Here is a 25,644-nt window from a genome sequence, read left to right on the forward strand (position 1 = left end):
CGCGTCTTGTCGTACTGCTCGTACTGCCTGCGACGCAGCGCCTAGCCAGAACCGCTTCGCTGATTTTTGTTAGCCGCTCTAAGTAGCGCAGCGCTGCCGCGGCACCAGGCCACAAAGTAGCAAGATCGGCTAAGTACGGCGCGCAAGCTGCGGCACACTCTGCGGCCATGAGCCTGGACCAGAGCGCCGATAAGCACTACCGCAACCGCGTGGCCCGCGTGATCGCCCACATCGTGGCGCACCCGCTGGCAGCGCATCGGCTGGAAGACCTGGCCGCCATTGCCCACTTTTCCCCTTTCCACTTTCACCGCGTCTACAGCAGCATTGCGGGCGAAACCGTGGCCGCCACGGTGCGCCGCGTGCGCCTGGCGTTGGCCACGCAGCTGCTGGAGCAAGGCGGGCAGAGCATCACCCAGGTGGCGATGGAGGTGGGCTACGACAGCCCGCAGGCCTTCACCCGTGCGTTCAGCCAGTTCACCGGGCAATCGCCACGGGCGTTCCAGCGGGATATGCGCCGCCTCATCCTTGATCCCGGCGCCGCAAACGCGCATGCAAAGGCCGAGCAAACGCTGGCCGTGCAGATCGTCGAGCGCCCGGCGCAGCGCCTGCATGCACTGCGCCACCAGGGGCCGCCATCCACCATACCCCACACGCAGCGGCGGCTGTACCTGCAGTGCGGCCAGCGCGCAGCCCACCGGCTGGGCGCATCTTGCGGTGACCCGCAGGACGTGGAGGGCGGCGGTTTTCGCTACTACGCGGCGGTGGCGCTGCCAGAGCAGACCTCGGTGGCAGATGGCGGGCTGGAACTGCTGGACATCCCGGCAGGCCTGTATGCACGCCACACGCTCACCGGCCCCTACACGCGCATCAACGCGGCACTGGCGGCCATCCACACACGCTGGCTCCCGGCCAGCGGCTACGAACCGGACGACCGCCCCACGCTGGAGCACTACCTCAACTCCCCCCACAACGCCGCGCAGGCGGACCTGCGCACCGACCTGCTGATTCCCATCCGCCCCACCACATCCGTATGACCCGTTTTCGCTGGCTCTTTCGTTCCCTTTTGCCCGCAGCGCTCTGCGGCGCCACCACCCTGGCCCAGGCTGCGGGCTTTGCCTTTGTCGAGGTGCCTGCAGACAAGGACGGGCCCGCGCTGCGCGGCGCCGTGTGGTCGCCCTGCAGCGCGCCGCCGGGCCGCATCGACCTGTCGCCGCTGGTGCTGCAAGGCACGCGGGACTGCCCCGTCACCGGCCAAGGCCTGCCGTTGATCGTCATGTCGCACGGCGCGGGCGGTTCGGCCCTGGGGCACCACGACACGGCGGCCACGCTGGCCGAGGCGGGCTATGTGGTGGCCGCTATCAATCACCCGGGCGACAATTTTCAGGACCTGAGCCGCCAGGGTCACCTGTCGGCCTTTGCCACGCGGCCCGTGGACATGAAGCGGCTGACGGACTACATGCTGGGCGCGTGGCCCCAGCGCGCGCAGCTGGACGCGGGCAAGGTCGGTTTCTTCGGCTTTTCACGCGGCGGCTACACGGGCCTGGTGGCCATCGGCGCCGTGCCGGACTGGACGTCACGGCAGGACCTGTGCTCGCCGCTATCCACCCGCCCCTTGTGCGGCGAGATTCGGCGCAAAGAGATCCCCACCACGCCCGCGCCGGACCCGCGCATTCGGGCGGCAGTCATCGTCGACCCCTTGAGCGTGTTCGATGCCAAAGGCCTGGGGCAAGTCAAAACCCCCGTCCAGCTGTGGGCCTCGGCACTGGGCGGCGATGGCGTCACGCTGCAAAGCGTGGAGACCGTGCGCCAGGGCCTGCCCAGCGCGCCCGAGTGGCATCTGGCCGCCAACGCGGGGCACTTCGCCTTTCTGGCGCCCTGCTCGCCAGCGCTGGCCGAGGCAGTGCCGGGCATCTGCCGCGATGGCGCGGGGTTTGACCGCGTGGCCTTTCACCAGGTTTTCAATGCGCAGGTGCTGGCGTTCTTTCGGCGGCACATCGCGGCAGCCAAAGCGCCCTGACGGCAGGCTGGAATTCGTCGCACCCACACGGCCCGTGGGTTGACGCAGCGAGCGCCAGCCACCTACACTGCCAACCTCGCATCTGATCCTTGGAATCGGAGCGAACCGCAAAGCCCTCCACCACCGTCGAGGGCTTTTTTTCGTCCGCCCGATGGAAAGCTCTCCCTGCTTGCAGAGAGGGCTTTTTGCATTTTTGGAGCCCTTTCTCATCATGCACTCCGCTTCGACACACACCACCCCCGCAGCCGTTGCAGGCACCGCCCCCCGCATTCATCTGGTCATCGGGCCGGTCGGCGCGGGCAAGTCCACTTTTGTGCGTCAACTGGTGCAGCAGCACCGCGCCGTGCCGCTGAACCTGGACGACTGGATGGCCACGCTGTTTTCGCCGGACCGGCCCGATAGCGCCGATGTGATGGCCTGGTACGTGCCCCGCACCCTGCGCTGCCTGGAGCAGATCTGGAAAACCGCAGAAGCCGTGCTGGCCGCCGGCGGCGATATGGTGCTGGAGGCGGGCCTGATCCAGCAGCACCAGCGCGACGCCTTTTATGCGCGCATGGGGCCGTGGGCTGACGCGATGACGGTGTACGTGCTGGACGCACCGCGCGAGGTGCGGCGCGAGCGCGTGTTGCGGCGCAATGCCGAGCAGGGAGAGACGTTCTCGATGGTGGTGCCCCCGCACATCTTTGAGCTGGCCAGCGACCTGTGGCAGCCGCCCAGTGATGCGGAGTGCGCCGAGCGGTCGGTGGTTTTTGTGCCGATGACTGAGCGGCTGCGCTGAGCTGTCGGGCCATCAGCCCGATTGGGCAACAGCAGCCCGGCCCGGCCGCCGAATCGTCCACAGCGCCGCGGCCATCAGCCCCACGCCCGCCAGTTGCAAGGGGCTGAGCGTGCGCCCATACACCGCCCAGTCCACCAGCACCGCCGTGAGCGGGTACACGAACTGCAGCACCGCGATGCGCCCCAGCCCCAGGCGCGCCATGCCGGCAAACAGCACCACGTAGGCCAGGCCGGTGTGCAGCACCCCCAGGCCCAGCAGCCAGCCCCAGGCTGCACCCTGCTGCGGCCAGCCCAGCACGAAGGGGGCCCAGGCCAGCGCCACCGCGCCCACCAGGCACTGCCACAGCGCCATGGCAAAGGGGCTGATGGTTTTTTGCGTGTTGGCAAGCAGCGTGACGCCGGCGTAGCACAGCGAGCCGCCCAGGCACATCAGTACCCCGGCCATGTAGCCGCCACTGCTGCTGGCCGCAGCAGCCGCTGTGGTGCCGTCCAGCAGGCCGGTGGTCAGCACCAGGCCCCCCAGCGCGGCCAGGGTGGCCAGCCACTGCATGGGCGAGACGGCTTCGCGCAGGAACAGCGCGCCGAACACGATGACCCAGATGGGCTGGATGTGAAAGATCACCGTGGCCACGGCGATGGAGGTGCGCGGGATGGCCGCGAAGAACAGCGCCCAGTTCAGCACCATGAGCACGCCCGTGGCGCAGGCCACCCAGCGCGCGCGGCCGTTCAGCAGCAATTCACGCCCCCGGCCCGTGGCCAGGCACCAGGCCAGCAGCGCCAGCGCGCCGAACGCGCAGCGAAACCACACGGTGACCAGCGGGTGCTGGCCCGCCTCTTCCACGAACACGCCGATGGTGCCCAGCAGCACGCCACCGGCGATGAGCAGCCACTGGCCGTCCCGCTCGCGCGCGTTGCCGGGCGTGGGGGCGTTGGCAACAGTGGACGGCGCGGCGATGCTGGCTTTGTGGTTCATGCGGTCGATGCTCGAAGATTGCCGCTTTGGTGTAAAGCGCATAGTTCGAAGAGATACCATTCGATAAACGAATCACCGCAAAGCCATGGTCTGGCTTGGCTGCATGCCCCACCCACAAGGACACGCCCCATGAACCACCCGGATTTCCAGATCGACTGGCTGCGCGCCTTCGTGGCGGTGGTCGATGCAGGCTCGCTCTCGGGCGCGGCGCCGCTGGTGCACCGGTCGCAGTCGGCGGTCAGCATGCAGATCAAGAAGCTGGAGGCCGCGCTGGGCCGCCCGGTGCTGCTGCGCGGGCCGCGCCACCTGGAGGTGACCCCCGCCGGGGCCGAGCTGCTGTCGTACGCGCGCCGCGTGCTCGACCTGCAGGCCGAGGCGCACACGGCGCTGTTCGGCCCCCAGCTGGCCGGGCGGGTGCGGCTGGGGGTGCCCGACGACTATGCATCGACCTACCTCACGCCGGTGCTGCGCAGCTTTGCGCACCGCTACCACGGGGTGGAAATCGAGCTGACGTGCGAGCAGTCCACCTCGCTGATCCCGCGCGTGGGGCGGGGCGAGCTGGACCTGGCCCTGGTCTCGCGCGACAAGCCGCAGCGCGGGCGCTTCTTGTTCCACGAGCCGCTGGTGTGGGTGGGCTCGCCGCAGCTGGAAGTGTGGCGGCGCGACCCCTTGCCGATTGCGGTGTATGAATCGGCCAGCCTGGCCCGCATGGCGACGATGAAGGCCCTGGCCGCGCGGCGGCGGGCGCACCGCATCGTGTACCACAGTTCCAGCCTGGCGGGGCAGCTGGCCGCCGTGGAAAGCGGCCTGGCCGTGGCGGTGCTCACGCGCTGCAGCGTGCCCGCGCATCTGCAGATACTGCAGGATCTGCCGGCGGAGTTCGACCTTCCGCCGCTCGATTCGATGGACGTGGCGGTGCTGCGCAGCAAGGTGTCGCTGCGCTCGCCGGCGGTGGATGCGATGTACGAGCAGATGGTGCGCACGCTGGGGGGTTGACGGCGCGTGGAGGGACGCGGCCTGCACGCGGGTACCCGCAGCAACCCTGCCGCCGCAAGGCACTTGCGCGACCGTGGCTGCGGCGCAATCCAGTTCTAATGTTCGGCACCGGGCCGCGCCTTTGGACGAAGGGCGCGCCCTCCTTCCTTCCCACCGAAAGCCACCCATGACCACCACCGCCACCATCCCCGCGACCGCGCTGCAACTGCGCTCGCTCGTCCAGCCCGACGGCACCTTGCAGATCAGCCTGGAGCCCACGCCCGTGCCCACGCCGGGGCCCGACGAGGTGCTGATCCAGGTGCAGGCCACGCCCATCAACCCGTCGGACATCGGCCTGCTGCTCGGTCCCGCCGACCCGGCCACCGTCCAGGTATCCGGCAGCCCTGACCGGCCGGTGGCGACCGCCCGCATCCCCGAACGCGCCATGCCCGGCATGGCCGCTCGCATCGGCCAGAGCATGCCGGTGGGCAACGAGGGCGCGGGCCTGGTGGTGGCCGCCGGCGCGTCACCCGCCGCGCAGGCGCTGCTGGGCCGCACGGTGGCGGTGATCGGCGGCGCCATGTACGCGCAGTACCGCGCCATGCCAGCGGCGCAATGCCTGCCGTTGCCCGAAGGCACCACGGCGGCCGAAGGCGCATCGTGCTTCGTCAACCCGCTGACCGCGCTGAGCATGGTCGAGGCCATGAAGCGCGAAGGCCATACCGCGCTGGTGCACACCGCCGCGGCCAGCAACCTGGGGCAGATGCTGGTCAGGATCTGCCAGAAGGACGGCATCGGCCTGGTCAACATCGTGCGCAAGCCCGATCAGGCGGCGCTGCTGCGCGGCATGGGCGCGCAACATGTGTGCGACAGCAGCGCGCCCACTTTCATGGCCGACCTGACCGACGCTCTCGCGGCCACGGGCGCCACCATCGCGTTCGACGCCACGGGCGGCGGCACGCTGGCCGGGCAGATCCTGCAGTGCATGGAAGCGGCCATCAACCGCAAGGCGCAGGAGTACAGCCGGTATGGATCGGCAGTGCACAAGCAGGTGTACCTGTACGGCCACCTGGACACGCGCCCCACCGAGATCCAGCGCACCTTTGGCATGGCCTGGGGCGTGGGCGGCTGGCTGCTGTTTCCCTTCCTGCAGAAAATCGGTGACGCGGCGGCCCAGGCGCTGCGCGCGCGCGTGGCGGCCGAGCTGAAAACCACGTTCGCCAGCCACTACGCGCGCACGGTGTCGCTGGCGGGGGCGCTCAGCGCCGATGCCATCGCCTTCTACGGCGCGCGCAACACGGGCGCCAAGGTGCTGATCGATCCGTCGATGGAGTAAACCGGGGCGCCGTGCGCACGGGGCTGCCCGCCAGCATCAGGCGGGGGGCGGCCATCAGGCCGCGGCAGCCGCCCGCACCAGATCAACCAGCCGCTCACGCGGCCCCAGCAGCGCATCGCCACCCAGCAGGCGCAGCGCACTGCCCTGCCCCGCGACCACCAGTTGCGGCACACCCCGCGCGCCCACGGCGCGCTGCATGGACTGGGCCTGGGCCACGCGCTCGGCCAGCGGCTTGCGCAGTGCCGCCGCATCGGGCCCCCGTGTGAGCGCGGCGGCGTCGCTCAGGCCCAGGGCGGTGAGCACATCGGCCAGCACCCCGGGTTCGGCGGTATCGCGGCCGTCCACGTAGCGGGCGTGCTGCAGCGCGTGCAGTGCCTCCAGCTCGCGCCCGGGCGCGGTCCGGGCCACGGCGGTCAGCGCCAGCGTGGCGGGGCCCGAATCGAAGCGGCCATCCGCCGCGCCCAGAATGTGGTCGCGATAGGCCTGCATGAAAGGCTGCCCTGTGAGCTGCTGGATGCGCTGGTCGTTACTCCATGCGTAGGCGGCAAATTCCGCGTCCATGGGCCGTGCGCCGGCGCCTGCAAACAGGCCCGTGGGCGCGAGCGAGACCTGGACGCCGTCCACGCCCTGCAGGTGTTTCAGTGCGGGAGCGGCGGCGTAGCACCAGCCGCACAGGGGATCGAACAGATAGGTCACGGAGATGGCGGACATGGATCAGGGGCTTTCAGGGTGGGTGGGGGGATGTGCGGAGGTGGCGAGCGCGGCCTCGAAAAGCGCCAGCTCTTCAGCCAGCGTGCCCCGGCTGCGGAAATGGCGGCCAGCCCGGTCGTACCAGTTCTCGGCGTCTTCCAGGTCGCCTTCCTGCAGATGCAGGATGCCGTGCAGCCAGGCCGCCAGCATCGAGCCGTCGTGCTGCACCAGGTCGTGCGCCGCGTTCCAGCGGCCGGCGTGCAGGTGCTGCAGGATGGGCTGGAGGGGGTGTGATGTCACGATCTGGTCCTTTCAAACAAACAGTGGCTGCCTGCATGCCCCCTCAGAGGGTTGCAGGCCAGCCGGTGGGGTGGCTTACCACTTCATCTCGCCCTTGTTGACCTTGGCGCCAATGTCCAGCGACAGGCCCATGGGCGCGGCGGGGTAGGCCTTCTTCATCGCGTCGATGAGTTCGGCGCTGGTCTTGGTGGCCGCGGCATGCTTCTCGAAGGCCTGCAGGTAGCCCTTGGTGTAGGTGATGTTGGCAGCATCGAGCGTGCCACCGGCGGGCATGTGGCCGGGCACGACCACGGTGGGCTGCAGGGCGGCCATTTCGTCGAGCTGGGCCACCCAGGCGCTGCGCTCGGCCACGGTTTGCGTATCGGCCGTCCACACATGGGTGTTGGAGCCCGACACCGCGATGTTGCCCACGACGGCCTTGATGGACGGGATCCACGCATACGGGCGGTGCGCCAGCAGGCCCGTGGTGCCACGGATCTCGACCGCCTGGCCGTCCACGCTCAGCGTGTTGCCCGCAAGGGCCTTGGGCAGCACAGGCGTGCGCGGTGCGTTGGCGCCCATCTTGGGGCCCCAGAACGAGAGCTTGGTGGCCAGCTTGGCGTTGATCTTCTCCAGCACGGCGGGGGTAGTCACCACGTCGGCCCTGGGGAAGATTTCCTTCAGCGTTTCCACGCCGAAGTAGTAGTCGGGGTCGGCCTGGCTCACGTAGATGGTTTTCAGCTCCTTGCCGGTGTCGAGCACGTTGGCGGCAATGCGCAGCGCGTCGGCGCGGGTGAAGCCGGCGTCGATGACCATGGCTTCCTTCTCGCCGTAGACCAGGGTGGAGTTGACGTTGAAGCTGTTGCCGTCGGCGTTGTAGACCTTGACCTGCAGGGGCTGGGCAGCCTGGGCGCCAGTGAAGGCGACGGCGAGGGTGGCGGCGATGAGGGTGGTGCGGAACATGGCGGTTTCTCCAGTGTGTTGAAGGGGTTGTGAGGGGTTGGCGTTGATGTCGAAGCGAAGTTTATTTGCGCTAATCGATCCAATAAACCCCATAAAATGCGCATATTTGTTGCACCAATAGATCAAATATGGACCGCCTGACCGCCATGCGGGTGTTTGTGGAAGTGGCCACCAGCGGCAGCTTCAGCGCCACGGCCGACCGGCTGGAGATGTCGCGCGCCATGGTCACGCGCTATGTGGGCGAGATGGAGCAGTGGCTGCAGGCGCGGCTCTTGCAGCGCACCACCCGCAGCGTGACGCTGACCGACGCCGGCGAGCACTGCCTGCGCCGTTGCCAGCAGATGCTGGCGCTGTCGCAGGACCTGGAAGAAGAAACCGCCACCACCACCGAGGGCGCGCTGCGCGGGCAGCTGCGCATCACCTGCAGCGTGTCGTTCGCGTTCGCGCAGATGGGCGCGGCGATTGCGGATTTTCTGACCCAGCACCCGCTGCTCAAGATTGATCTGGACGCGAGCGAGGGCTCGTTGAACCTGGTGGAAAAACGCATCGACCTGGCCATCCGCATCAGCGCCGAGCCCGACCCGCTGCTCATCGGTCGCCCCCTGGCGCGCTGCGATTCGGTGCTGGTGGCATCGCCCACGTACCTGGCCGCGCATGGCACACCGCAGGTGCCCGCCGACCTGGCGCAGCACCGCTGCCTGAGCTATGCCAACTTTGGCAAGAGCGTATGGGCGCTGACCCGCGATGGAGAGACGGAGCGCGTGGGCGTCTCAGGCCACTTCAGCGCCAACGAGGCCACCACGCTCATGCGCGCCGCGCTGGCGGGCGGCGGCATCGCGCTGCAGCCCACCTACCTGGTCAACCCCTACCTGCACCGCGGCGAGCTGCAGGCGGTGCTGCCTGCGTGGAGCTTGCCGGTGATGACGATCCATGCGCTGTACCCGTCGCGCAGGCACCTGTCGCCCGCGGTGCGGGCGCTGCTGGATTTTTTGGTGCTGCGGTTTGAAGGTGTGCCGTGGCAGCAGTGCGCCGGCTAGATAAAACGCTACTTTTTTGATAGCTATTGACGCTGGCGGATCAAGCGCTGCAGGCTGATTTTTGCTTGATTTTCGCGTGACGCTCGAACGCACGGCGCATTCTTGTCCCTCGCCCCTCGCCCCTCGCCCCTCGCTCTTGCGGGAGAGGGGGCCATCGCCCAGCACCATGGCAGCACCAGGCCTACCGCCCTTGCCCCCTCGGCCTCATCACCTCACGGCAGCACTGCAGCCGCCTTCGCACGCGCAATCTGCAGGTCCGCATCGCGCTGCAGCAGCAGGCGCTGCGCGACCAGTGTGTTGGCGGCCTCGGTCACGGCCGTCACGTAGCCGTCTTGTGTGCCGTACAGCTCTTCCAGCGACGGCCGCGCATCGCCCGCCCCCAGCCGCGCGGCCCGCGTCTTGTGAAAGGGAATGAAGCTGCCCGTGAGGTTGGCCAGGTCGGTGATGCCGGGCGTGGCGACGTAGTTGAACTCGATGCTGGTACCCAAGGGTGCACGCGCTTCCACGCTGCGGATACCAGCGCGGGTGAGGCCCGTGGACGCATCGACCTGCGGCACCAGGATGGCGTAGTCGCGGCCCAGGTTGCGCGGGGGCAGGATGGTGGCGATGCCCGATTCGTCCTGCGGGATGTACTGCGGGCCGAAGTCGAACAGCGGGAAGTTGTTGTACAGGCCCCGGTAGCTGAAGTCAGGAATGGCGGTCTGCACGCCGCCCACCGCCCAGGTCAATCCCTTCATGGCCGGGAAGGCCAGCACTTCGGGCCGCACCAGCGTGCCGTCGGCCAGCTTGGGCACCTGGCTGGCGGGCGGCTGCGTGCCGCGCACCACCCAGTCTTCCAGGTTGAGGAACAGCGCACGGAAGGTGTCGTTGAACTGCACCACCGTGCCCGTGGGGTAGGTGGCGCGCGTGGGTGCATAGGCAATGCTGGCCGTGCCCCCTGCCCCGCCATGCTGGGTGCTGGAGTAGTAATAGATGCGGGCATTGTCGGGCTGCGCCAGGTCCTTGGTGCCGTTGGCGTCGGTCAGCACGGGCGAGCCCTGCAGCTGCCAGAACTCGGTGCCCGACAGGCCCAGGAAGAACTTGGGACAGGTGTTGGTGGCCGCGCAGCGCTTCATCACCCCGCCCTGGCGGCCGCTGATGTCGTCCTGGTAGTCCTTGTCCAGCCCGCGCGGTGCCGTCTGGCCGAAGGCGGTGTGGTCGGTGCGCAGGCCCCCGCCGCCACCGGGCACGGCAAAGCGGGTGTTGATGTGCGTCTGGCGCGCAGCCACGTGGGCGAACATGCCGTCGAACACCTTGCCGCCATCGAGCGCCTGGTTGAAGCCCAGGTGCAAGAACGTCTTCATCGCGTTGCCCGACTGCGAGGTGCCCTGCCCCAGCGTGTGTGTGATGCGGCCGCCCAGCGGGTTGGGGGTGCCCGACGAGTCGGCCGCCTTGCTGCGGAAGAAGCTCACCGTGTCGCGCAGCGCAGCCAGGCCCACACCCATCACCTTCGGGTTTTTGGCGACATAGACCAGCTCGTACAGATAGGCTGGGTCGAACCCGCCCTTCAGGCACACGCTGGTGGGGCTGGGCGTGCCAGGGAAGGCGTTGGTGCCCGTGTCGCAGGTGGCGAACTTCCAGTCGCTCGCGGGCACGGACACGCGCGCATCGGTCTCGTTGGCGCGGCGGGTGAGCGAGTAGCCGGGCTGGGTGTTGTCCAGGCTGGCGGGCTCGTACGGGATCATGGTGCCGTTGAAGACGCCCCCGGGCAGCGTCATCGCGGGGCTGGCAGCGGTGGGCACCAGCTCGGCACGGTAGGGGCCGGTGATGCTGCTGCCGTCCTTGTTCTTGGCCACGGGCACCGTCACCGTGAGGCGCGCGGCGGTGCTTTTGGGCACATCGCCCTGCCAGGCCGAATACAGCATCACGTAGCCACGCTCCAGGTACACCGCGTCGCTGGGCGTGGCCGTGGGGTTGAGCATCGTGAGGATGTTGCCCCGGTTGGGTGCGTCGTAGCGCAGCACGCCGCTGGCCTTGGCCATGTTCTTGGGCTTGAGCATGACGAAGTCGGCCTTGTACTCGACCATGCCGTTGGCATTGGTGGGCGCAAGCGCCAGGTCCTGGATGGTGGCGTTCTTGGGGTCCTTGGGGTCTACCTCGCCGCTGATGGTGCCAGTGAGGCGCTCGTATTCGCCTACGTCGCCGTAGCTGCCAGGGAAGGCCTCGGTGGCAGTGATCGCCAGCTTGAGGGCCGGGCCCTGGGCGGCGTCGTTGCTGCTGCCTCCGCAGGCAGCGAGGGCCGCAGCAGCGGCGGCGGTCAGCGCGAGTTTTCCGAATATATGAAGGGGTTGCATGTTGTCTCCTTGGATGGATGGGTGGTAGTGGCCGCTTGTGCAGCTCTAAGGAAAAGTGGCGGCGTCTTGTGTGCCGCACGCAGGCAAGGCTTCGCCCACACCTGCCAGTGAAGGGCAGGCGGCGTGAGCAATACGAAAGGAAGAGATGGAACCCAGCGCAGGTCAGCGTGCGCCGGGCTGCGGCTTACTCGGCCTCGATGCCTGCGGCCTTGATCACCTTGCCCCACTTCTGGGTTTCGGCGGCCTGGAACTTGGCCAGTTCATCGGGCGTGGTCGTCCACGCCTCAGACCCTGCGTTGTCGTAGAAGCTCTTGGCCGCTGCGCTCTTGGTGGCGGCGGTCAGCAGCTCGTTGAGGCGCGCCACCACCGGCGCGGGCGTGCCCGCCGGCACGTAGGCCGCAAACCAGTAGCCCATGTCGTAGCCCTTCACACCGGCTTCGTCCAGCGTGGGCACATCGGGCAGTTGCGCGCTGCGCTTTTGGGTGGAATAGCCCAGCGCGCGCAGCTTGCCCGCCTTGACCTGGGGCACGCCGGTGGAGGTGTCGGTGATCATCAGATCAATCTGGCCGCCCAGCAGGTCGGTGATGGCCAGCGGATTGCTCTTGTAGGGCACGTGCAGGATGTCCACCGCCGCCAGTTGCTTGAGCATCTCGCCCGCCATGCGGCTCGATGAGCTGCCGCTGCCGAAGCTGAGCTTGCCAGGGTTCTTCTTGGCAAAGGCCAGCAGCTCACCCACGTTCTTGTACGGCGCGCTGGCGTTGACCACCAGCACCTGCCCGCCCTTGCCCAGGCCCGTCACGGGCGCGAAGTCCTTCACCGGGTCGTACGAGAGCTTCTTGTACAGATGCTCGTTGGCGGCATGCGTGGTGTTGGTGGTGATGAGCACGCTGTAGCCGTCGGCCGCGGCCTTGGCCACGGCCGACGCGGCGATCATGCCGCTGGCGCCCGCCTTGTTGTCGATGACCACCGGCTGCTTGGTGTCGGTGGTGATGGACTGCCCCAGCGCACGCGCCAGCTGGTCGGTGGCGCTGCCGGCCGCGAATGGCACGACGAAGGTGATGGGCTTGGCGGGGTAGGCACCGGCCGCCTGGGCTAGCGCAGCAGGGGTGTGCAGTGCACCCAGCGCCAGCACGGCAGCAGTGGCGAGCAGAGCGCGGCGGGGGGATGAATGGGTCATGTTGTCTCCTGGTGTTGGTATGGATGAAAAAGCGAAACGGGAGGTCTAGGGCCTTTTCACACTATTTTTGCCAGTGCGAAGGCAGCCCCAGCCACGCCAATCTAGGCGCGTGACGACGCCAAGGCCGGGGCCTTGGCTAGGAACGCAACGACGAGTGGCGTGGCTGGGGTTGCCTTCCCTTCGGGTTGCGAAGCAAACAGGCCATCCGCTGTGTTGCCAATCCTCGCTGGGGCCGCACCCCAGCTTCGTTTGGCGCCTAGCGCCTGGCCTGTTTGCTTCGCAACGCATCTGGCAAAAATAGTGTGAACAGGCCCTAGGCCGTGGGACCGCCAAAGTGCGGCGACAGGTGCGCGGGCACGGTGACGGGCATATCGAGCAGCAGGTAGCTCAGTGCCTTGCCGTGGCTGTCGAGGTTGAGCGCGTCGTTCACGCCACCGTCGAGCACGTCGTCCAGCACAAGGTTCATGGCCTGCAGCTGGGGCAGCAGGTAGCGCGTGACCTGGCGCGGGCGGCGCTGCGCAAACTGCTGTGCCACGGCGGCCTCGGTGACTTGTTCGACCAGCACATCCCACAGCGCGGGGTGCCAGGCGATGACGCTGATGTTGGAGCGGTTGCCTTTGTCGCCGGTGCGGCTATGAGCAACTCGATAAAGCGGAACGGTGATGGTGGTTGTCATGGTGTGTGTACTCCTCAATCCACCATCTCAAAACGCACGGCCACCGCATCGCGCGGCACCAGGCACGACACGGTGCCCAGGCGCGGGCGCATGGCAGTGCGCACGCCACCACCGCCCGCAGGCCCGCAGGTGTAAAGCGCGGTCACCTCGCGCACCAGGCGCTGGGCGCTGGCGTGGTCGCGGTGCTGCAGGGCCACGCGCAGGCGCACATCAAGCACGTCGTCCCGGCCGTCGCCGCTGTCGCTGGCGGGCGCATCCAGCCACCGGCTGGTGTCGTCGCCGAAGATGCTGGTCACGCCGATCAGGTCGATGCGCAGCGGGCCCAGGCCGCTCAATCGCTCGCGCAGCACCTCGCCCGCCAGGCGCGCGCGGGCTTCGGCGCGCGGGCCGGCGTAGGAGATTTCCCCCTCGGCAAACCAGCCGGATTCAAAGCACACGTTGACCTTGAGCGTGGCGGGCCGGGCATGGCCCTGCACGCCTTCCAGCCGCACGGCGTCGGTGCCCACGGCCTGCACGCGGGCCTGGGTGATATCGGCCACCACGTCGGGCGTGAGATACGCCGCAGGGTCGTGCAGCTCGTACAGCAGTTGCTCCTTGACGGTGCGCTCGTCGATGCGCCCGCCGGTGCCGGACGGCTTGGTGATGGTGCAGTGGCCGTCGGCGTCGATCTCGGCGATGGGGTAGCCCAGTTGCGCCAAGCCTTGTACATCCTTGTAGCCAGGGTCGGCAAAGTAGCCGCCCGTGACCTGCGCGCCGCATTCGAGCAGGTGCCCGGCCATGGTGGCGCGGGCCAGGCGGTCCCAGTCGTCCGGGGTCCAGCCGTAGTGCGCCAACGCCGGGCCCAGCACGAGCGACGGGTCGGCCACGCGGCCGCAAACCACGATGTCGGCCCCGGCGCGCAGGGCATCGGCAATGGCCTGTGCGCCGATGTAGGCGTTGGCGCTGACGATGGGCTCCGTGGGCATGGCGTCACCCAAGGCGCCTTGCAGCAGCGCGCGGTGCTCGGGTCCGCTCAGGTCGTCGCCCTGCAGTACGGCAATGCGCGGGGAGGCCAGGCCCAGCTCGGCCGCCAGGGCGTGGATGCGGCGCGCGGCGCCGTGCGGGTTGGCGGCGCCAAAGTTGCTGACGATGCGCACGCCGTGCGCCAGGCACTGCGCCAGCACGGGGCGCAGCAGGTCCACCAGCAGGGGTTCATAACCTGCATCCGGGTCAGTGCGGCGCGCCAGTTGCGCCAGGGCCAGTGTGCGCTCGGCGAGGGTCTCGAAGATGAGCACCGCAGGCTGGCCGCTGGCGATGAGCGCCTGCACCACGGGCAAGGCCGCGTCCGTGCGGTCACCCGAGAAGCCGGCGGCGCAGCCCACCAGCAGTTTGGTTTTTTGGTCGTTCGGCATGAATCCGTTGTCTCCTGACCATGAATGTAGGAACATGGCTGTATTCTGTGAAATCGATTGTTCTGATGAATCCATCTGATATGCAGATGAATCATTCAGCCCCACCATGAGCGCCCCTCACCTCTCCAGCCGCCAGCTAGACGCCTTCCTTGCGCTGGCCGAGCAGCGCAGCTTCACCCGCGCCGCCACGTTGTGCCACTTGTCGCAGCCTGCGTTCAGCGCCCTCATCCGCGCACTGGAGGATGACCTGGGCCTGCGCCTGTTCGACCGCAGCACACGGCATGTGGACCTCACGCCCGAGGGGCAGAACTTCCTGGAGTCGGCCCGCCGCATCCGCGCCGAAATCACCAGCGCCCTGGCCGCCGTGCGCGACACGGCCACGCTGCAGCGCGGGCGCGTGGCCGTGGCGCTGCTGCCCTCGCTGGCCGCGGGTTGGCTGCCCGGCGTGCTGGCGCAGTACCGCGCGGCGCACCCGGGCATCGAGATCGACATTGCCGACGTACTGTCCGAACCCTGCATCGAGCGCGTGGCCAGCGGCCATGCCGACTTTGCACTGGCCGCCATCCGCGCCGACACCCCCGCGCTGCAGGCCGAGCCGTTTTGCAGCGATGACTTCTACCTGGTGTGCCCCGCCGACCACCCGCTGGCGCGCAGGCGCAAGGCCATCACCGCGCAGGACCTGGCCGCCTGGCCCTTCATCCACCTGGCGCGCACCAGCAGCGTGCGCCAGTACCTGGAGGCGGCCCTGCACCCGCAGGCCATGCACACGCTGATGGAGGTGGAGCAACTGGCCACCGTGATGGGCATGGTGCGCGCGGGGCTGGGCATCAGCGTGGTGCCGGCGCTCACGCTGTTCCACTTCGAGCAGCCGGGGCTGGTCACGCGGCCGTTGTCGCTGCCCGGGCTGACACGGCAGATCTACCTGGTGCGGCGGCGCGACGAGAGCCTGTCGGTGGCGGCGCAGGCGCTGTATGCGCTGGTGATGGCGCAGCGGCCTTGAATCAGAGGCGGCAATTACTATTAATTTGATAGCTATCAGCGCTTATCCCTTAATAGCTGGTGGCCAATTTGCCTTGAAAATAGATGCCTCAAGCCGCCGCAGCACGCGCATAGCTCAAGGTCAGCATCTCCCACTGGTGCCCATCAGGCTCGTTCCAGTAGACGATGCGGCCGCCGTGGGCCGTGTCCACCTGCCCGTCCACGGGGCCGTGCACGGCGCTGCGGTACGGAATGCCCCCAGCCTGAATGCGTGCGAGGATGGCATCGAACTCTGCATCACCCACGCGAAAGCAGTAGTGGATGGGCGGTATGGGCTCGGGCCATTCGTCGAAATCGATGGTGAAGCCATCGTTCACGAACACGGGCGCAAACGGCCCCACGCCGGTGTCGGACCAGGGCACGCCCAGCAGGTCGGCCAGCAGCCGGGCGGCCGCGATCCTGTCGCGCGCGGGGACCATCAGGTGATCGAGGTGGATGGGCACGGGATATACCTCCGCGGAAATGCGGCGCACAGGCCGCTGTATCCGCATTTTCTGCCTGATGGAGACTTTCTGGCAGGGCATGGGCCTATGTTCCCCCCGCGTTCGCCTCGCCACGCGCCAGCACGGCCAGCTCCTGGCGCAGCAACAGCTCCACCTCCGTGGGCTCGAACTGGTCTTTCAGCAGCGGGATGGCAAAGCGGTACGCGGCATCCTGCTTGCGCAGCACATAGGCCAGCTGCAGGCGTGCCAGCGACTGGCGCAGCGCCTGCGCGTCGGCCGTGATGCCGTGGCCTTGCAGCAGCTGGGCCAGGGCCACCAGGCTGGTCTGCCCGGCCTGGGCCGTGTGGTAGACCACCACGCGGTCCAGGCGGCAGGCGGCCTCGTCCTGGCTCAGGCGCCCCCAGCCGGCCAGCGCGTCCTGCACGGGCTGCGAGGCAAGGGCCTGCGCGAGGTGGCGCGCCTCGATGGCGCGCTCGCCGGGTTGCAGGGCCTCCAGGCATTCCTGGCACAGGATGGCCACGAGGTTGGCGCGCTGGCCGCTGGCGTCCACGAGCTTTTCCACCAGCGTGTCGCTGCCAAAACCCAGGCGCAGGCGGCGCAGCGGCTCGGTGGCCAGCTCGCGGCAGGCGGCGCGCTCCAGCCCGCCGATGGCCAGCACCTCGCCAAAGTTGCGCAGGGGGCTCTGGTAGTCGAGCACGGCGGTGGCGTACAGGTCCCAGAAGCCCGCCAGCATGAACCAGCAGCGCCCCTCCTCGCTGAGCGCGCGCAGCGTGGACAACTGGGCGTAGCCGCTGTTCGACTCGTCGCGGAAAAAGAGGTCGGCTTCGTCGATCAGCAAATACAGGCGCTTGCCCGCGTACTGCGCCTGCAGGTGGTCCACGATGGCTTCGAGGGGCGTGTCCGCCGGCAGGCCGAACTGCAGCGCCATGCGCGGCGCCAGGCGGTGGTCGCGCAGCGAGACGTAGTGGCACACGGTGTGCGGGTGGCCCTGCAGGCGGCGCTGCACGGCCTTGAGCAGGCTGCTCTTGCCCAGCTGGCGCCCGCCCACCACCAGGTAGTTGGCGGGTTCGCGGTTGACCACGCGGGCCAGCAGCTGGGCGCGGCCGAAGAAGGAGCCCTCCCGCGTCACGCCACCGCGCGTCTGGTACGGCGAGATGCGGGTGATGCGCAGCTGCGCGGCCAGCAGGCGCAGCAGCACCTGCAGGGCCTCGCCGCCCACCAGCCATTCGGTCTGGCTGGCGCTGTCCACCATCACGTGCAGGTTGGCGCGGTCATCGGCATGGGCCTGCAGCAGGGGCATCGGCGCGTCCACGCTGTGCCCGCTCAGGATCAGCAGCACGTCGCTGCCGGTCTGCGCGGCGCGCAGCTGGCGCAGCACGGTGGCCTCGTCCACGCCGGGCGTGGGCACGAAGACCAGGCAGCGGTCCAGCGACACAGGCAGGTCCGGCGGGAACTGCCACTCGAACACCAGCCCCGGCAGCGCCCAGTCGGTGCTGGGCTGGCTGCGGGCGGAAACCCGCTCGGCCATCGCGCGCACGAGGCCCCCCGCACCCTCTGCCGCGCCGGGCTGCGCGCACAGCACCGCGCGGCGCCAGTCCACCGGGCGGATGTCGGCCGCGAGCAGCGTGGACTCCCGCCGCCCGGTCCAGCCCAGCAGCCGGTCCAGACGGGGCAGCCGCGCAAGCGGGGTGCGGCGAAGGCGCGCAGGCTGCAGCTGCGAAGGCCCGAGCAGGGGGTGGCGCGCGACCCAGACCACCGCTCCCACGGCGAAGATGGCGGCGCACCAGTAGATGAGCTTGCGCAGGCCTTCGAACGGGTCGCGCTCGGACGGCGGCACGGGCGTGAAGTCGTCGGCCTGCCCCTCCAGGCAGTTGATGGGCAGATAGCCCAGGGGAATCGGCGGACGCCCGGGGCGGCAGCTCCAGGTGGTCGTGCCGGGCTTGAGCTCCACCACCACCTGGGTGCCCGCGAGCTTGCCCAGTTCGGGGTTGTGGGCGATGTCGGCCTGCAGCACGTAGGGCCGGGGCGACGTGACGCGCAGCTGCGGGTTGCCGATGCGCGGCGCATGTGTGCGGATGTCCTCGGGCCAGGCGTCCAGCTCGTTGTGCGCCTGCATCATCGCTACGCGCCACTGCACCAGCTCGCCCCAGACGATCCCCGCGTTCTCGGCCCCCAGCACGGAGCCGCGCGTGGCCGGGTTGAGCTTGGGCGTGAGCAGCGCGCTGCCCACGAACAGCGTGATGGCCGCGATCACCACCGCGCGGACCACGGACCTGGACAGCAGCGGGCTCATGCGGCCGACGAACACGAGTCCAGCACCATGAGGCCCGCGTCGCGGATGGTGGGGCTGCGCCAGTGCAGCCGCGCGGCCTCGCCCGTGCCGCGCACATGGATGAGGTTGCCCCAGAACAGGCGGCGCAGCTCGTCGTCCTGCAGGTAGGGGCGCGCGCGGCCCAGCTCATCGGCCTGCAGCAGCTGCGCCAGCCGTTGCCGGGTGGCCGGTGCCTGCGCGAGGGGCAGCAGGGTCTGCCACAGGCGCGGGCTGCTGGCCAGGTGGGTGCGCAGCGCGGCGCGGTCTGCCTGCGCGCCCTGCAGGCCGCCGCCCGCTCCCTGGTCCACCAGCCACTGCAGGCCTTCCTCGAACAGCGCGGGGTGTCCACCGCTGATCTCCTGCAGGGCCGCCAGCACCGGCTGGGGCCAGGCCTGCTCGGGCCAGCGGTGGCGCGCCAGCTGGGTGAGGTCTTCCAGCGACGGATCGGGCCAGTGGTTGACCTGCGCGATGTTGAGCAGCGACAGGTCGCCGCTGCGGTATTTGAGGTCGGCCAGCGCCTCGCCGCCGCACAGCAGCAGGTGCAGCCGTCCGCTGTGCATCTCGCTCAGGCTGCGCAGGATGCCCGCCAGGGTTTCGCGCAGTTCGGGGGTGCCCTGCTCGAAACGGCTGACCAGGCAGAACAGGCGCTCGCCCGCCAGCAGGCGGCGCTCCAGCGCGGATTCGAATTCGTAGTCGGACGCCACATCGCCGAGCCCGCACTGGCGGCCAATGGCGGCGAAGTACTCGGCCGGCACGGTGCTCACGCTGTAGGGCGGCTGGATGTGCAGCACCGCGCCTTCGCCGTACTGCGCCTTGGCGCGCTGCAGCAGCTCTTGCCTGAACGGCGGCTGGCCCCAGTGGGCGGGCGACAGCAGCAGCGAGATGGGATACGGCACGGCCTGCGCCAGCTGGGCAAACAGCCGGTCCTGGAAGGCAGCGAAGGGCTGCGCCGCGCCCGCCGACTCGGCCTGCAGCGGAAACTCGGGCTCGAAGCCGGCGGCGCTGAGCAGGCGGTTGGCCTCGGTTTCCGTCAGGCGCAGGTAGCGGGTGCAGGCCACCAGTTTTTCTCGCGAGCGGGGGTTGGGCGCCGACAGGCCGTTGCGCCAGTTGTTCACGGCCTCGCGGCTCAGGCCGATCTCGGTGGCCACGCCGGAGGCGCTGGCGCGAATGCGCCGCATGTAGAGCGAGAGAAGCTCCGGAAAGGAATCGTGGGCCATGGCTGTGGGGGTGGGCACTCTGCGCGCCGCGCGGTGAGAGGGCTTTGGAAAGAACACAAACGAAAAGAAGTCGGTGGCTGGCTGGCTGGCACGGATTGTGATGCGTGCCGGTGCCGTCCAGCACCCGGCACCTTCCGGCATTGCCCGCGCATGCCGCGCTACCAGAGCGCCTGCACCAGGGGCCAGGCCTTGTAGCAACCCAGGCCACAAGCCGCGAGCACCGGGCTGTAGAGCACCAGGGCCCCCAGCACCGCCGTCAGCCAGCCGGTTTCATCCTCCTCGTCTTCGGTCTGCTTTTTCTTTTCCTCTCCCCCCTCCCCCTTGACTGTATCGAGCGTGGCGGCCTTCTCCGCATCGTCCCCGGGTGCGTCGCCCGTGATCTCCTGCACCAGCATCACCACCACCACCAGCAGCGAGACACCCAGCACGCCCAGGTAGCCGTACCGCAGCCACGGGCTGTCCAGCGGATAGAAATACGCGGCCAGCACCACGGCGGGCAGCAGGAAGAAGGCGTGCATCTGAAGCCGGTACCAATGGATGCCATCGTCCTTCTTTTCCAGCGCGCCCATCACGAGCTTGTAGGTGATCGCGCCCAGCACGAAGATCAGCCCGCCCCACCATTCGATCTGTGTCAGCATTTTGTGTGTCTCCCTCGGGTTCAGTGGCTGGACTTGCCGGCGTTGCCGCCCTGCGGCGCTTCGCCACCACGGCCCTCGTTCTCGCCGCCATCTTCGCTGTCGTCGTCGGCGTCTTTGTCCGGGTCGCCGTCCTCGTCGCCATCCCCGTGGAGGTCCTTGTACTCGCTCAGCATGTAGTACAGCGGCAGCACGATGGCCAGCACCAGGCCCAGCCCCAGCCAGAGCCACAGGCCCTTGAACAGCAGCACGGTGACCACCGTGAACGCGATGGCCTGCAGCAGCCCCTTGAAGCCGGCGCGCAGCAGCAGCACCGCGATCAGTCCCTGAACGGGAGAGGTGCCGGTCTTGTGCATCTCCTTGGCCATATCAATGAAGGCCTGCGCGGCTTCCTCGCCCTTCTTCCTGCGCTCGGCCTCCTGCTTGCGCAGCTTGGACACTGAGACCGGCTTGCCCGGGTCCTTGGAGTGGGCGTGGGCATCTTCCTCTTCGGTCCCTTCGCCAGCCTCACCGGCAGCCACGGGTTCGTCCACGGGCTCCACCACCGCGCGCCACTGCGGGTTGGCCTCGAAGAACGCCCTGCGCGAGACCCACTGGCCCTTGTCGAAGTGCATGCGCTCGGTTTCGCCCACCTGGTCGTAGAACACCTCCAGCACCGCCGACTGCAGGCCGTGGGCAAACAGTGTTTCGAGCGCCCGCAAGGGAAGGTCGTCGTGCGTGCCGGTGTCAAAGCGCAGCAGCAGGTGGGTGCGTTGGGCCAGGACCTCCTGGTTGAACCACTGTTCGTCCCACAGCGCCGCCAGATCCGCGCCCCCCAGTTTCTGGGCCCAGCGCTGCGCCTGTTCGGTATTGCCGGCGGCCAGGTACTGGTAGACCAGCTGGCCGGTCTTGAGCTTGATCGCGTCTTCGAAGAACAGGTGCAGGGTGTGTGCGTTTTGCGACATGGTGCGGCGGTAGGGAGAGTGGGTTCGCGGTGGAAGTACACGAATTGTTACCGGCTTCGCGGGCACCGTCCCTCTCGGCGTTGTCCATCGCCCGGGCCCTGGCACTTGACGCCATGTCAACCACCGTCCTTCAGCGGCACGGCCGTTGGACGGATGCGGTGGGCGCCACGCGCCTCCACGGTTCCAGCACCCGCCGCTTGCCTTGGCGCGCGGGTGCTTCATGCATACTCGACGGCCAGCCCGCCGCGCGGCCGGGCAGCGCCGCGCGGCACGCCACCGGCAGGCCCGCAACCCGTGCGTGGCCCCGCCCGGTTGGCCTGCGGGCCACCACCATCACAAAACCCCGAGGGAGATTCACCATGCGTTCTCACGCACGCTCTGGCGCGCTTTTGCTCTGCGCCACCTTCACGCTCGGCCCCGTTGCCGCCCAGACGGACACCGCCGCCACACCCCAGGCCCGCGCCGCCGCTGTCCGCGCCGCAGCCACGGCCCCATCCCCCGCCTTCAGCGGGACGCGCGAGAAGCTGGTGGTGGCCATGCCCAAGACCTACGCCAAGAGCGAAACCATGCTGCTGTGGGGCGACTACTTCAATCATCTGGCGCGCTGCGGCAACATCGACCTGCAGAACCTGCAGGGCGAGTCGCTGGAACGCAGCACCAATATCGACGTGCTGGGGGAGAAGGACCTCATCGACAGCCTGGTCGCCGGCAAGGCCCAGCTGGCCCAGGTGAACCCCGGCCTGGTGCCGCAGCTGGTGGCCGCCGGCCAGCCCGCGCCGTTTGGCGTGCCGGGCAACAAGGCCAGCGGGCAGCGCAACTCGTACAAGCTGATCCTGATTGCGCGCGTGGACAGCCCGTTCACCAAGCCGCAGGACCTGGTGGGCAAGAAGATCGCGCACACCACGCCCACGTCCAACTCCGGCAACCTGGCGCCGCGCGCGCTGTTCCCGGCCATTGGCCTGGTGCCGGACCAGAACTACGAGGTGGTGTTCTCCAACGGCCACGAGCGCTCGGTGACGGGTGTGATGCACGGCTTCTACCCCGCCGCCGCCGTGGCCAGCGACCTGTACCAGCGCATGGCGGTCAAGGGCGATGTGAAGGGTTCGAGCATCCGCACGCTGTGGGAAAGCCCGCCGTTCATGACCGAAACCTGGACCCTGGGCAAGGACGTGTCGCCCGAGGTGCAGGCGCGCGTGAAGAAATGCTCGTACAGCTACAGCTTCTCGCCCAAGCTGCGCCAGCTGCTGCCGGGCAACGACACCTTCTTGCCCATCAACTTCGAGCGCGACTTCGCCACGGTGATGGAGGTCTACAACAAGACCGCGAAGGCGGCGCAGGCCGGCAAGCCCGCCGCCAAGTAGGTGCCCCGCGGCGCCAAGGCGCTGGCGGTTCAGGCCTGCGCGGAGGCGGCGCCAAGCCGCTCGCGCGTGCGCCGCGCGACATCCTTCACCCAGGGTTGGGCGGCCCAGTGGCGCTGGGCGAACGCATCGATCTGATCCCCGTAGGTGAGCGACGCGCCGATCACATCCAGCCCGTCGAGGAACATGCGCCGGTGCCGCTCGGAGATGGTGAACGGCGCGCTGTGCCCTGCCGTGCGCACCTGGCGCTGTTCCACGTCGATCTCCATGGCCAAGGGACCGGTAGTGGCACGGGCCTCGCGCATGAAGGCCTGGGCATCGGCCTCGGTCACCATGGCCAGCAGCAGGCGGTTGTTCATGGCGTTGGAGTAGAAAATCTCGCCAAAGCTCGACGCCACCACGGCCTGGAAGCCGTACTGCTGCATGCCCCACACGGCATGCTCGCGGCTGGAGCCGCAGCCGTAGTTGCTGCCGGCCAGCAGCACATCGGTGCCGGCAAACGCCGGCTGGTTGAGCACGAAGTCTTCGCGCGGCTGCCCGGCGCCGTCAAAGCGCAGGTCGTACAGCAGGCCCGGCGCCAGGCCCGACTTGTCGATGCCGCGCAGGAACTGCTTGGGCATGATCTGGTCGGTGTCGAGGTTGGCGATGTCGAGCAGGGCCGCCTGGCCGCGCACGGTGGTGTGGTTGTGGTCGGCGCTCATGCGGTCACCTCCAGGGTTCTTACGTCGGTGATGCAGCCCGTGACGGCAGCGGCGGCGGCCATGGCCGGGCTCATCAGGTGGGTGATGGCGCCACGGCCCTGGCGGCCCTCGAAATTGCGGTTGGTGGTGGAGGCGCAGCGCTGGCCGGGGGCCAGCACGTCGTCGTTCATGGCCAGGCACATGGAGCAGCCGGGCTGGCGCCACTCGAAGCCCGCGGCCACCAGGCGCGCGGCGATGCCCTCGGCCTCGGCCTGGGCCTTCACGGCGCCCGAGCCGGGCACAACCATGGCGCGCACGCCACTGGCCACGTGGCGGGTGCCGACGATGCGGTCCACCTCGCGCAGGTCCTCGATGCGCGCATTGGTGCACGAGCCGATGAACACATGCTGCACCGGCACGCCCGCCAGCGGCTGCCCTGCCGCCAGGGCCGTGTAGCGCAGGGCCTGCTCGGCGCTGCTGCGCTGCACGGCGTCGGTGATGTCCTCGGGCCGGGGCACGGTGGCGTGGATGGCCATGGCCTGGTCGGGGCTGGTGCCCCAGGTGACGAAGGGGGCCACGGCGCTGGCGTCGAACACATGCTCCACGTCGAACACGGCGCCCGCGTCGCTGCCCAGCGTGGCCCAGTGGGCCAGGGCCTGCGTGCGGACCTCGCCGGTGATGTCGGGGGCCTTGGCCAGCACATAGTCGATGGCGGTGGCGTCGGGCGCGATCAGCGCGCCGCGCGCACCCGCCTCCACCGCCATGTTGCACAGCGTGAAGCGCGCCTCCACCGACAGCGCGCTGATGGCGCTGCCGCAGAACTCCACCACGTAGCCGCGTGCGCCTTGCGCGCCGATGCGGCTGATGACCATGAGGATCAGGTCCTTGGCCGTGGTGCCCATGGGCAGCACACCGTCCACGCGGATGCGCATGTCCTTGGCGAGGCGGTAGACGAGGGTCTGGGTGGCCAGCACGTGCTCGACCTCCGACGTGCCGATGCCGAAGCCCAGCGCGCCCAGCGCGCCGTACGTGGTGGTGTGGCTGTCACCGCAGATGATGACCATGCCCGGGCGCACCATGCCGTGCTCGGGCGCGATCACGTGCTCGATGCCCTGCAGCGGGTCGTTGGTGTCGAACAGCGGGATGCCGTGGCGGTCGCAGTTGGCCTTGAGGTTGCTGGCCTGCAGGGCCGAAGGCGGGTCCTGGATGGTGCGCCAGCGCACCGGGTGCGTGGGGATGATGTGGCTCACCACCGCCACGTTCTGCCCCGGCACGGGCACGCCGCGCCCGGCCTCGTGCAGGCCGGCGAAGGCCTGGGGGCTGGTGTATTCGTTCATCAGGTGCAGGTCGCAGAACAGCAGAACGTTCTGTTCGTCCAGAACGGCCACGGTGTGCGATGCCACCAGCTTTTGGTAGAGCGTTGAGGGAGTGGTCATGGTCAGCGTCGGGGGTTGTCGTTGGGTGCAGCCTTACCGGTCGGCCAGCAGGAAGGGCAGCGCCGCGTCGAGCAGCGCATCCGGCGCCTCCTCGGCGATGTAGTGGCCGCAAGGCAGTGCGTGGCCGCGCACGTCGGCCGCCACGCGCTGCCACTCGGCCAGGGGCGCAAAGCACTGGTGCACCACGCCCTGCTCGCCCCACAGGGCCAGGAGCGGCATGGCCAGCTGGCGGCCCGCGTCGCGATCGGCGCGGTCATGCACCAGGTCGATGCCGGCGGCGGCGCGGTAGTCCTCGCAGATGCCGTGGGCCGTACCGGGCAGGCCCAGGCAGCGCACGTACTCGGCCAGGGCCCGCGGGTCGAACGGGGCCAGGCCGGCGCTGCGCCGGCCCATCACGTCGCGCACATAGGCGGCGGGGTCGGCCTCGATCAGGCGCTCGGGCAGCGGCGCGGGCTGGATCAAAAAGAACCAGTGCCAGTAGGCACGCGCAAAGGCGTTGCTGGTCTGTTCGTACATGGCCAGCGTGGGGGCGATGTCCAGCAGCACCATGCGCAACACGGCGGCCGGGTGGTCGGCCGCCAGGCGGTGCGCCACGCGGGCGCCCCGGTCGTGGGCCAGCACGGTGAAGCGTGGGTGGCCCAGGTGCTGCATCACGGCCAGCATGTCGGCGGCCATGGTGCGCTTGCTGTAGAGGGCATGCTCGGCATCCCCAGCAGGTTTTGCGGAATCGCCATAGCCCCGCAAATCCGCCAGCACCAGCGTGAAGTGCCGGGCCAGCACCGGCGCCACCTTGTGCCAGATGGCCGAGGTCTGCGGGTGGCCGTGCAGCAGCAGCAGGGCCGGGCCCGTGCCGCCCACCAGCGCGTGGATGTGCTGGCCGTCGGGCGTGGGCACACGGTGGGGGGTGAAGCCGGGGAAAAGCGGGGTCGTCGTGGTCATGGTGTCGTTGAAATTGCGG

Annotated in this window: 24 protein-coding genes; 8 read left to right on the top strand and 16 right to left on the bottom strand. The window is 69.0% G+C overall.

Features of this window, described 5'->3' with window-relative positions; genetic code table 11:
- The first annotated feature begins 167 nt into the window (after positions 1–167).
- The 3 genes from AC07PV_RS04815 (at position 168) to AC07PV_RS04825 (ending at position 2,795) form a co-directional block, all read left to right on the top strand.
- Positions 168–1,034, top strand: coding sequence for an AraC family transcriptional regulator (locus AC07PV_RS04815; protein ID WP_492255169.1), 867 nt, complete (start codon positions 168–170; stop codon positions 1,032–1,034).
- Positions 1,031–2,017, top strand: a complete 987-nt coding sequence (locus AC07PV_RS04820; protein WP_494629578.1) for an alpha/beta hydrolase family protein — start codon at positions 1,031–1,033, stop codon at positions 2,015–2,017. The genes AC07PV_RS04815 and AC07PV_RS04820 overlap by 4 nt, the downstream gene beginning before the upstream one ends.
- A 211-nt stretch (positions 2,018–2,228) precedes the next feature.
- Positions 2,229–2,795, top strand: a complete 567-nt coding sequence (locus AC07PV_RS04825) for a P-loop nucleotide/nucleoside kinase family protein (protein WP_494629580.1) — start codon at positions 2,229–2,231, stop codon at positions 2,793–2,795.
- A gap of 12 nt (positions 2,796–2,807) precedes the next feature.
- On the opposite strand, the gene AC07PV_RS04830 is transcribed toward AC07PV_RS04825, so the two are convergent.
- Positions 2,808–3,767: a DMT family transporter gene (locus AC07PV_RS04830; protein WP_494629582.1), complete on the bottom strand. Its 960-nt coding sequence runs from the start codon at positions 3,765–3,767 to the stop codon at positions 2,808–2,810.
- A gap of 129 nt (positions 3,768–3,896) precedes the next feature.
- Here AC07PV_RS04830 and AC07PV_RS04835 point away from each other — a divergent pair, with 129 nt between their 5' ends.
- Both AC07PV_RS04835 and AC07PV_RS04840 read left to right on the top strand, forming a co-directional pair.
- On the top strand, positions 3,897–4,763 hold the full coding sequence (locus AC07PV_RS04835) for a LysR family transcriptional regulator (RefSeq protein ID WP_494629584.1): 867 nt from the start codon (positions 3,897–3,899) through the stop codon (positions 4,761–4,763).
- 166 nt (positions 4,764–4,929) lie between these two features.
- Positions 4,930–6,078 (top strand): zinc-binding dehydrogenase, encoded by a 1,149-nt coding sequence (locus AC07PV_RS04840; RefSeq protein WP_494629586.1) that lies wholly within the window; start codon positions 4,930–4,932, stop codon positions 6,076–6,078.
- A 54-nt stretch (positions 6,079–6,132) separates the two neighbouring features.
- Here AC07PV_RS04840 and AC07PV_RS04845 read toward each other — a convergent pair whose 3' ends face one another.
- The 3 genes from AC07PV_RS04845 to AC07PV_RS04855 form a co-directional block, all read right to left on the bottom strand.
- Positions 6,133–6,789, bottom strand: a complete 657-nt coding sequence (locus AC07PV_RS04845) for a DsbA family protein (protein WP_494629588.1) — start codon at positions 6,787–6,789, stop codon at positions 6,133–6,135.
- Between the two features lie 3 nt (positions 6,790–6,792).
- Positions 6,793–7,068 carry a hypothetical protein gene (locus AC07PV_RS04850; protein WP_369642293.1) on the bottom strand — a complete coding sequence of 92 codons (276 nt, stop codon included), beginning with the start codon at positions 7,066–7,068 and terminating at the stop codon, positions 6,793–6,795.
- Positions 7,069–7,143: 75 nt separating this feature from the next.
- Positions 7,144–8,010, bottom strand: a complete 867-nt coding sequence (locus AC07PV_RS04855) for an MBL fold metallo-hydrolase (RefSeq protein WP_494629590.1) — start codon at positions 8,008–8,010, stop codon at positions 7,144–7,146.
- Between the two features lie 128 nt (positions 8,011–8,138).
- Between AC07PV_RS04855 and AC07PV_RS04860 the strand changes: the two genes are divergently transcribed.
- Positions 8,139–9,047: a LysR family transcriptional regulator gene (locus AC07PV_RS04860; RefSeq protein WP_492246251.1), complete on the top strand. Its 909-nt coding sequence runs from the start codon at positions 8,139–8,141 to the stop codon at positions 9,045–9,047.
- A gap of 212 nt (positions 9,048–9,259) precedes the next feature.
- Here AC07PV_RS04860 and AC07PV_RS04865 read toward each other — a convergent pair whose 3' ends face one another.
- From AC07PV_RS04865 to AC07PV_RS04880, 4 genes are all read right to left on the bottom strand, one after another.
- Complete coding sequence (locus AC07PV_RS04865; RefSeq protein ID WP_494629591.1) at positions 9,260–11,380, bottom strand: alpha/beta hydrolase domain-containing protein; 2,121 nt, start codon at positions 11,378–11,380, stop codon at positions 9,260–9,262.
- A gap of 184 nt (positions 11,381–11,564) precedes the next feature.
- Positions 11,565–12,557, bottom strand: coding sequence for a Bug family tripartite tricarboxylate transporter substrate binding protein (locus AC07PV_RS04870; RefSeq protein WP_494629592.1), 993 nt, complete (start codon positions 12,555–12,557; stop codon positions 11,565–11,567).
- A gap of 313 nt (positions 12,558–12,870) precedes the next feature.
- Positions 12,871–13,233: an AtuA-related protein gene (locus tag AC07PV_RS04875; RefSeq protein ID WP_494629594.1), complete on the bottom strand. Its 363-nt coding sequence runs from the start codon at positions 13,231–13,233 to the stop codon at positions 12,871–12,873.
- A 14-nt stretch (positions 13,234–13,247) separates the two neighbouring features.
- The gene (locus AC07PV_RS04880; RefSeq protein WP_494629595.1) at positions 13,248–14,624 is read right to left on the bottom strand and encodes an acyclic terpene utilization AtuA family protein; all 1,377 of its coding nucleotides are present in this window, start codon (positions 14,622–14,624) and stop codon (positions 13,248–13,250) included.
- Between the two features lie 106 nt (positions 14,625–14,730).
- Between AC07PV_RS04880 and AC07PV_RS04885 the strand changes: the two genes are divergently transcribed.
- Positions 14,731–15,624 carry a LysR family transcriptional regulator gene (locus tag AC07PV_RS04885; protein WP_494594988.1) on the top strand — a complete coding sequence of 298 codons (894 nt, stop codon included), beginning with the start codon at positions 14,731–14,733 and terminating at the stop codon, positions 15,622–15,624.
- 88 nt (positions 15,625–15,712) lie between these two features.
- Here the strand turns inward: AC07PV_RS04885 and AC07PV_RS04890 are convergent, their stop codons facing one another.
- From AC07PV_RS04890 to AC07PV_RS04910, 5 genes are all read right to left on the bottom strand, one after another.
- A complete protein-coding gene (locus AC07PV_RS04890; RefSeq protein ID WP_218294317.1) occupies positions 15,713–16,105 on the bottom strand; it encodes a VOC family protein in 393 nt (130 codons plus the stop codon).
- An 85-nt stretch (positions 16,106–16,190) separates the two neighbouring features.
- A complete protein-coding gene (locus AC07PV_RS04895) occupies positions 16,191–18,398 on the bottom strand; it encodes an AAA family ATPase (RefSeq protein ID WP_494629596.1) in 2,208 nt (735 codons plus the stop codon).
- Positions 18,395–19,633, bottom strand: coding sequence for a hypothetical protein (locus AC07PV_RS04900; protein ID WP_218294315.1), 1,239 nt, complete (start codon positions 19,631–19,633; stop codon positions 18,395–18,397). The genes AC07PV_RS04895 and AC07PV_RS04900 overlap by 4 nt, the downstream gene beginning before the upstream one ends.
- A 158-nt stretch (positions 19,634–19,791) precedes the next feature.
- Entirely contained in the window at positions 19,792–20,271 is a 480-nt protein-coding gene (locus AC07PV_RS04905; protein WP_218338858.1) for a hypothetical protein, read from the bottom strand.
- Positions 20,272–20,291: 20 nt separating this feature from the next.
- Positions 20,292–21,212, bottom strand: coding sequence for a hypothetical protein (locus AC07PV_RS04910; RefSeq protein ID WP_494629597.1), 921 nt, complete (start codon positions 21,210–21,212; stop codon positions 20,292–20,294).
- Positions 21,213–21,571: 359 nt separating this feature from the next.
- On the opposite strand from AC07PV_RS04910, the gene AC07PV_RS04915 reads away from it, so the two are divergent.
- Complete coding sequence (locus AC07PV_RS04915) at positions 21,572–22,573, top strand: PhnD/SsuA/transferrin family substrate-binding protein (RefSeq protein WP_494629599.1); 1,002 nt, start codon at positions 21,572–21,574, stop codon at positions 22,571–22,573.
- A 29-nt stretch (positions 22,574–22,602) separates the two neighbouring features.
- On the opposite strand, the gene leuD is transcribed toward AC07PV_RS04915, so the two are convergent.
- The 3 genes from leuD to AC07PV_RS04930 are packed head-to-tail and all read right to left on the bottom strand — an operon-like array spanning position 22,603 to position 25,625.
- Positions 22,603–23,271 (bottom strand): 3-isopropylmalate dehydratase small subunit, encoded by a 669-nt coding sequence (gene leuD / locus AC07PV_RS04920; protein ID WP_494629600.1) that lies wholly within the window; start codon positions 23,269–23,271, stop codon positions 22,603–22,605.
- Positions 23,268–24,686 (bottom strand): 3-isopropylmalate dehydratase large subunit, encoded by a 1,419-nt coding sequence (leuC, locus tag AC07PV_RS04925; RefSeq protein WP_494629602.1) that lies wholly within the window; start codon positions 24,684–24,686, stop codon positions 23,268–23,270. The genes leuD and leuC overlap by 4 nt, the downstream gene beginning before the upstream one ends.
- A gap of 33 nt (positions 24,687–24,719) precedes the next feature.
- Entirely contained in the window at positions 24,720–25,625 is a 906-nt protein-coding gene (locus tag AC07PV_RS04930) for an alpha/beta fold hydrolase (protein ID WP_494629603.1), read from the bottom strand.
- Positions 25,626–25,644 lie beyond the last annotated feature (19 nt).

Source organism: Acidovorax sp. GW821-FHT09A11, assembly GCF_059418365.1.

Bases quoted from the DNA above. Each gene is read 5' to 3' on its own strand.
- AC07PV_RS04910 (WP_494629597.1), bottom strand. From the start codon at position 21,212: ATGTCGCAAAACGCACACACCCTGCACCTGTTCTTCGAAGACGCGATC.
- leuC (WP_494629602.1), bottom strand. From the start codon at position 24,686: ATGACCACTCCCTCAACGCTCTACCAAAAGCTGGTGGCATCGCACACC.
- AC07PV_RS04830 (WP_494629582.1), bottom strand. From the start codon at position 3,767: ATGAACCACAAAGCCAGCATCGCCGCGCCGTCCACTGTTGCCAACGCC.
- AC07PV_RS04905 (WP_218338858.1), bottom strand. From the start codon at position 20,271: ATGCTGACACAGATCGAATGGTGGGGCGGGCTGATCTTCGTGCTGGGC.
- AC07PV_RS04860 (WP_492246251.1), top strand. From the start codon at position 8,139: ATGGACCGCCTGACCGCCATGCGGGTGTTTGTGGAAGTGGCCACCAGC.
- AC07PV_RS04845 (WP_494629588.1), bottom strand. From the start codon at position 6,789: ATGTCCGCCATCTCCGTGACCTATCTGTTCGATCCCCTGTGCGGCTGG.
- AC07PV_RS04880 (WP_494629595.1), bottom strand. From the start codon at position 14,624: ATGCCGAACGACCAAAAAACCAAACTGCTGGTGGGCTGCGCCGCCGGC.
- AC07PV_RS04885 (WP_494594988.1), top strand. From the start codon at position 14,731: ATGAGCGCCCCTCACCTCTCCAGCCGCCAGCTAGACGCCTTCCTTGCG.
- AC07PV_RS04815 (WP_492255169.1), top strand. From the start codon at position 168: ATGAGCCTGGACCAGAGCGCCGATAAGCACTACCGCAACCGCGTGGCC.
- AC07PV_RS04930 (WP_494629603.1), bottom strand. From the start codon at position 25,625: ATGACCACGACGACCCCGCTTTTCCCCGGCTTCACCCCCCACCGTGTG.
- AC07PV_RS04855 (WP_494629590.1), bottom strand. From the start codon at position 8,010: ATGTTCCGCACCACCCTCATCGCCGCCACCCTCGCCGTCGCCTTCACT.
- AC07PV_RS04900 (WP_218294315.1), bottom strand. From the start codon at position 19,633: ATGGCCCACGATTCCTTTCCGGAGCTTCTCTCGCTCTACATGCGGCGC.
- AC07PV_RS04820 (WP_494629578.1), top strand. From the start codon at position 1,031: ATGACCCGTTTTCGCTGGCTCTTTCGTTCCCTTTTGCCCGCAGCGCTC.
- AC07PV_RS04915 (WP_494629599.1), top strand. From the start codon at position 21,572: ATGCGTTCTCACGCACGCTCTGGCGCGCTTTTGCTCTGCGCCACCTTC.
- AC07PV_RS04865 (WP_494629591.1), bottom strand. From the start codon at position 11,380: ATGCAACCCCTTCATATATTCGGAAAACTCGCGCTGACCGCCGCCGCT.
- AC07PV_RS04825 (WP_494629580.1), top strand. From the start codon at position 2,229: ATGCACTCCGCTTCGACACACACCACCCCCGCAGCCGTTGCAGGCACC.
- AC07PV_RS04870 (WP_494629592.1), bottom strand. From the start codon at position 12,557: ATGACCCATTCATCCCCCCGCCGCGCTCTGCTCGCCACTGCTGCCGTG.
- leuD (WP_494629600.1), bottom strand. From the start codon at position 23,271: ATGAGCGCCGACCACAACCACACCACCGTGCGCGGCCAGGCGGCCCTG.
- AC07PV_RS04895 (WP_494629596.1), bottom strand. From the start codon at position 18,398: ATGAGCCCGCTGCTGTCCAGGTCCGTGGTCCGCGCGGTGGTGATCGCG.
- AC07PV_RS04835 (WP_494629584.1), top strand. From the start codon at position 3,897: ATGAACCACCCGGATTTCCAGATCGACTGGCTGCGCGCCTTCGTGGCG.
- AC07PV_RS04840 (WP_494629586.1), top strand. From the start codon at position 4,930: ATGACCACCACCGCCACCATCCCCGCGACCGCGCTGCAACTGCGCTCG.
- AC07PV_RS04875 (WP_494629594.1), bottom strand. From the start codon at position 13,233: ATGACAACCACCATCACCGTTCCGCTTTATCGAGTTGCTCATAGCCGC.